The organism is Rhodococcus sp. (in: high G+C Gram-positive bacteria), assembly GCF_049286785.1.
GTDB lineage: Bacteria > Actinomycetota > Actinomycetes > Mycobacteriales > Mycobacteriaceae > Rhodococcus_F.
The window spans coordinates 1-5,912 of record NZ_JBAQEO010000637.1; the positions used below are offsets into that span (position 1 = coordinate 1).

Consider the following 5,912-nt stretch of genomic DNA (forward strand, 5'->3'; position numbering starts at 1 on the left):
ACTGAAAGTGCTTTCTGATGCGGCGGATAATCTGGACTTCAACGACCCTGATCATCCCAGCTCAGAAGGCACTTTCCTCATTCACACGCCGACGCGGCCACCAAGATCTTCCACGGATTCAGGCTTAAAGCGCGCAGAAGTTACGCGCGGGTACAAATTTTCGACGTTATGCTCCAATTCCCCGAGCAAAATCCGGCACGGCGCTGGAACTCGACCGACGAACTCGGGGCGCCCAGGGTGGCGGTCACGTGGGTGGTGCAAGGGGGCACCTCGCCGCGACGGCGGCACCCGGTCTCGGTGGACACGGCCTCGGCCATCGAAACACTCTGCGGAATACCGAGCTTTACGGAAACGGAGCGCTTACCTGATGTTCAAGCGAATAGCGATTGTCAACCGCGGCGAGGCTGCGGTCCGCCTCATCCGCGCGGTCCGCGAGCTGAATGCCGAGCACAACTACGGCATCCGCACCATCGCCTTGCACACCGAGGCAGAACGTCGTGCAATGTTCGTACGCCAGGCCGACGAAGGTGTGTGCTTGCGCACAGTCAAGACCGGCACCGCCTACCTCGATCACGCCGAGCTGGCTCGTGCACTGCGGGAGAGCAAGGCCGACGCCGTCTGGGTGGGGTGGGGCTTCGTCGCCGAGGATCCGGCATTCGTCGAGGTCTGCGAACAACTCGGTATCACGTTCATCGGCCCGCCCGCGGAAGCCATGCGTCTGCTGGGTGACAAGGTGGAGGCGAAGCTCCTCGCCGAGAAGGTGGAGGTTCCGGTCGCGCCGTGGAGCGGCGGCCCCGTCGCCAACCGCGCCGACGCCCGGCGCCACGCGCAGGCCATCGGCTATCCGCTCATCATCAAGGCTCGCAGTGGTGGCGGAGGCCGCGGTATCCGCAAGGTGTGGTCGGAGGACGAGCTCGAACTTGCGCTCGAGCGCACGCAGGGTGAGGCCCAACGGTCCTTCGGCGACCCCGTCGTCTTCATCGAACGACTCGTCACCGACGCACGCCACGTCGAGGTACAGGTGATCGCCGACAACTTCGGGAACGTGTGGGCTCCGGGTGTGCGCGACTGCTCCATCCAGCGCAAGAACCAGAAGGTCATCGAGGAGTCCAGCTCACCGCTCCTCACCGCCGAGCAGTCGAATCATCTGCGTACCGTTTCCGCCGAACTCGTGCGCGCGGCCGGCTACCGCGGCGCCGGCACGGTCGAGTACCTGTACCAGCCCGAGCAGAAGACCTTCACGTTCCTCGAGGTCAACACCCGCCTGCAGGTGGAGCATCCGATCACCGAAGCCACCACCGGCCTCGACCTGGTGAAGCTGCAGATCCTCGTGGCGAGTGGTGAGCCGCTGGTCGGCGACTGCCCGCCGGAGTTCGGCCACGCCGTCGAGGCACGGCTCAACGCCGAGGACGCGGCCAACGGTTTCGCGCCCGCTCCCGGCGCGGTGCAGTTACTCAAGTTCCCGCTCGGCAGCGGCATCCGCGTCGACACCGGCATCGCCCAGGGCGACGTCATCCCGCCCGACTACGACTCCATGGTCGCCAAGGTCATCGCCTGGGGCCGCGATCGCTCCGAAGCCCTGGCCCGGCTGCGCACCGCCCTCCGCGAGACCACGGTGGTTCTGCAGGGCGGCACCACCACCAAGTCGTTCCTGCTCGACCTGCTCGACCGCGAAGAGGTCGTCACGGCATCGGCCGATACCGGCTGGCTCGACCGCACCGATGCCGGCACCTCGAACGTCCCCTCCCGGACCGCCGATCTCGCGCTCATCGCGGCGGCCATCGACGTCTACGACGCCGAGGAGAAACTCGAGCGCGAGGCGTTCCTGTCCTCCGCCCGCGGCGGACGCCCCCGCGCCGGTCACGCCATCGGCCGGAAGGTGGAACTCAGCTACCAGGGCCAGGCGTACGGCCTCACCGTCACGCAGGTCGGCGCACACCTCTACCGCGTGGACGGCGACTGCCCCGAGACCGAGGTCGCGGTCGATCGGCTCAGCGAGTTCGAGAGCCGCCTCGTCGTGGGCGACCGCCGTCACCACGTCGTCTCCGTCGCCGGCCGCGCCCAGTACCTCGTCGAGGTCGACGGCATCAGCCACCAGATCAGCCAGGACGAGGCCGGCGTCGTGCGCGCCCCCGCTCCCGCGGTCGTGGTCGCGGTGCCGGTGTCCGTGGGCGACGAGGTCGAGGTCGGCGCCACCCTCGTGGTGCTCGAGAGCATGAAGATGGAGACGGCCGTGCGCGCCCCCGTCGCGGGCCGCGTGCGGGAGGTTCTCGCCATGGTCAACTCCCAGGTCGACGCCGGCACAGCGTTGCTGCGCGTGGAGGAAACCTCGGAGGAATCCAGTGCGCAGAAGGCGCCGCGTGTCCAGTTCGACGTCGCCCACCCCGTCTCGCACGGTGACACCCGTGCGGACGCGCTCGACCAGATCGACGCCCTCGGTGCGTTGCTCACCGGGTACGACGTCAGCGCCAAGCGCGCGGGAGAATTGCTCGCCGACTACGAAGCACTCCGCGCGGACATCGCGGGCGACCCCGACCTCGTGCGGGCCGAACTCGACCTGCTGAACACCTTCACCGATATCTGCGAGATCGGCCGTAACCGACCGACCGCCGCGGAGGAGGACGCCGACGAGCGGGTCCACAGCCCGCGCGAGCACTTCCACACCTACCTCCACACGCTGGACGTGGAACTCGAGGGTCTGCCCGAGTCGTTCCGGACCCGGCTCTCCCGGGCGCTGCGCCACTACGACGTCACCGACCTCGAACGCACCGCGGAACTCGAGGAAGCGGTCTACCGCCTGTTCCTCGCCCAGCAGCGCATGGACAACCAGGTTCCCGTCGTCGCCGCACTACTCGATCGGTGGCTCAACGATCGCAACGCCCCCGGCCGGGCGCCCGCCGGGCTGGGTGAGGTTCTGGATCGGCTGATCGTGGCCACCCAGGTCCGCTACCCGCTGATCGGCAACGTCGCCCGCAACGTCCGATTCCGGTTCTTCGACGAGCCGCAGATCCGCAAGGCGCGTGAACAGATCTACGACGGCGTCCGGGGAAGCCTCGAGTACCTCGTCGAACATCCCGATGCGGCCGACTACCAGGAGCGCATCGAATCGCTGGTCGACACGTCGGAGTCGCTGACGGTCCTGCTGGGACAGCGGATCGTACGACGTAGCGCCACGGTCGCACCTCTGCTCGAGGTCGTGACCCGCCGCTATTACGACATCCGGACGCTCGAGGACGTCACGTCGTTCGAACGGCACGGACGCCGCTTCGTGACCGGCAATTTCGATCTGCTCGGCGAACGCCTGAACCTCGTCTCCGCGGTCGCGGACTTCGCGGAACTGCCCGGCGCACTCACCGAGATCGATGCCGTCGCCGCGAGCACGGACGGCAATGTGGTCCTCGACCTCTACCTGTCGTGGGCCGAGCCGCCCGCCGACCCGGACACCATGTCCGCCGACCTGCGCACCGCTCTGGCGGACCTCACGTCCGCCGCGACGTGCCGACGCATCACCGTCACCGCCTTCCGTGGCGTGGGTGCGGACGTGCACAAGTTCACCTTCCGCCCCGAAGCGGGTGTCCTGTCGGAGGAGACGCTGATCCGGGACATGCATCCGCTCACCGGCCAGCGACTCGACCTGTGGCGCCTCAAGAACTTCGAGGGCACCCGGCTGCCAGCTCCGGCGAACACCTACCTGTTCAACCTGACCTCCCGCGACAACCCCACCGACGAGCGACTCATCGCCCTCGCCGAGATCCGCGACATCACACCGGTCCGCAACGAGGTCGGCCAGGTCACCGGGGTTCCGGCCGCCGAGCGCGTGCTGCAGTCCTGCCTCGACGGGATCCGTCGCGCACAGGCCGCACGCGGTAGCAAGCGCAAGCTCGACGCCAACCGCGTAGTCCTGTTCGTGTGGCCGAAGATCGATGTGCCACTCGAAGACCTCGAGGCGTTCGCCCGGGTCGCGGCGCCGCTCACCGCCGGTGCCGGACTGGAAGAGATCACCGTGATGGCCCGACTTCAGAACCCGGCGGGGACGGGGTCGCAGGAGAAGGCACTGCGCTTCTCCTACCGCACCGGCAGCGGTGTGGTGGTCAAGGTGACCGATCCGCCGTCCGAACCGCTGCAGCCGCTCGACGCGTACGCGCAGAAGGTCCGCAGCTCCCGCGCGCGCGGCACCGTCTACCCGTACGAACTGGTCCCGTTGCTCACGGGACAGGACGGCAGCTTCGTCGAGCACGACCTCGACGAGGCAGGAGCCCTGGTTCCCGTCGACCGTCCGTACGGGCAGAACACCGCCGGCCTCGTGGTCGGCGTGGTCACCACCGTCACCCCGCGTCACCCGGAGGGCATGACTCGCGTTGCTCTCTTCGGTGATCCGACGAAGGCGCTGGGCACCGTCGCGAAAGCCGAATGCGCCCGGCTCGTCGCTGCCGTCGATCTCGCCGAGAAGCTGGGCGTGCCGGTCGAGTGGTTCGCACTGTCGTCCGGAGCCACCATCTCGATGGACAGCGGCACCGAGAACATGGACTGGGTGTCCCGGGGCCTGCGTCGTCTCATCACGTTCACGCAGAACGGCGGCGAGGTCAACGTGATCGTCGCGGGCATCAACGTCGGGGCGCAGCCGTACTGGAACGCTGAAGCCACAATGTTGATGCACACCAAGGGAATTCTTGTCATGACGCCCGACAGCGCCATGGTGCTCACCGGCAAGAACTCGCTCGACTACTCGGGTGGCGTCTCGGCCGAGGACAACTTCGGTATCGGCGGTTACGACCGCGTGATGGGGCCGAACGGACAGGCGCAGTACTGGGCGCCCAACCTCACCGCGGCGTGCGAGGTGCTGTTCGCGCACTACGACCACGCGTATGTTGTTCCCGGAGAACGCTTCCCGCGTCGCGCGCACACCGCAGACCCGGTGGAGCGTGACGTGCGCACCTACCCGCACGTACACCCGTCGAGCGACTTCACCACCGTCGGCGACATCTTCTCGTCCGAGACCAACCCGGAACGCAAGAAGCCGTTCGACATTCGCACGGTGATGCGCGCGCTCGTCGACCAGGATCACCCGGTACTCGAGCGGTGGGCCGACATGGCCGACGCCGACACTTCTGTGGTGTTCGACGCGCACCTCGGCGGATACCCGGTGAGCGTCATCGGTATCGAGTCCCGGGCCATCCCCCGCAAGGGCTGGTCGCCGGCCAACGGCCCCGACCAGTGGACGGCCGGAACACTGTTCCCGCAGTCGTCCAAGAAGACGGCCCGCGCCATCAACGCCGCCAGCGGCAGCCGGCCCCTGGTGGTACTGGCCAACCTGTCGGGCTTCGACGGTTCCCCCGACTCGCTGCGTCACATCCAGCTCGAGTATGGTGCCGAAATCGGCCGTGCCATAGTCAATTTCGATGGTCCGATCGTCTTCTGCGTGGTCTCCCGCTACCACGGTGGCGCATTCGTCGTGTTCTCCGGAGCACTCAACGACAACATGGAAGTCCTCGCCGTCGAAGGGTCCTTCGCGTCGGTGCTCGGTGGTGCGCCGGCCGCGGCGGTCGTGTTCACCCGCGAAGTGAATTCGCGAGTCAGCGCCGACCCGTCGATCCGGGCACTCGAGGCCGACCTGGCCGCAGCCGAGACGGACGCGCAGCAGTCGCATCTGCGGGTGGAACTGGCCGCCCAGCAGGCGACGGTGCGGAACGAGAAACTCGGCGAGGTGGCCGCGGAGTTCGAGGCGATCCACAACATTCAGCGGGCCCAGGAAGTGGGCTCGGTGGACGCCGTCATCCCCGCGGTGGAGTTGCGACCGTACATCGTCGGCGCCGTCGAGCGCGGTATGCGACGGGCGGTCGAACCCACCGGTTAGTCACTCGCTCACGACTGGCCACTCACTCACGACTGGCCACTCACTCACGACATGGAAG

General features: G+C 67.6%; 1 protein-coding gene. It reads left to right on the forward strand.

What is annotated here, in order from left to right; all coding sequences use genetic code 11:
• The first annotated feature begins 367 nt into the window (after positions 1-367).
• Entirely contained in the window at positions 368-5,854 is a 5,487-nt protein-coding gene (locus WAW17_RS23090; protein WP_422335233.1) for a biotin carboxylase N-terminal domain-containing protein, read from the forward strand.
• Positions 5,855-5,912 lie beyond the last annotated feature (58 nt).